This is a genomic window from Sulfitobacter sp. CW3, assembly GCF_019392245.1.
GTDB lineage: Bacteria > Pseudomonadota > Alphaproteobacteria > Rhodobacterales > Rhodobacteraceae > Sulfitobacter.
On the sequence record NZ_JAHXRL010000404.1, the window covers coordinates 1 to 254 of the forward strand.

Genomic DNA, 254 nt, shown 5'->3' on the forward strand with positions numbered 1-254 from the left:
GCCGCCGCTCAGCCAGCAGATCCGCGATCTGGAGGACGAGATCGGGACGGCCCTCTTCGAGCGGACGACCCGGCGCGTGGCGCTGACACGGGCCGGTCAGGACTTTCACATGCAGGCCATCAACCTGTTGGAGCGGGCCGCCGAGGCCGTCGAGCGGGCTCGGGCCATCGGCGCGGGCACCGCCGGCATCATCAATGTCGGGTTGACGGGCTCGATGCTGGCCGGGCCGCTCGGTCACGCGATCCGCAGCTTCG

Annotated in this window: 1 protein-coding gene; it reads left to right on the plus strand. The window is 71.3% G+C overall.

Annotated features, from left to right (window positions below; genetic code table 11):
* A partial coding sequence (locus KZZ06_RS21590) for a LysR family transcriptional regulator (RefSeq protein ID WP_219581972.1) occupies positions 1-254 on the plus strand: 254 nt, incomplete at both ends.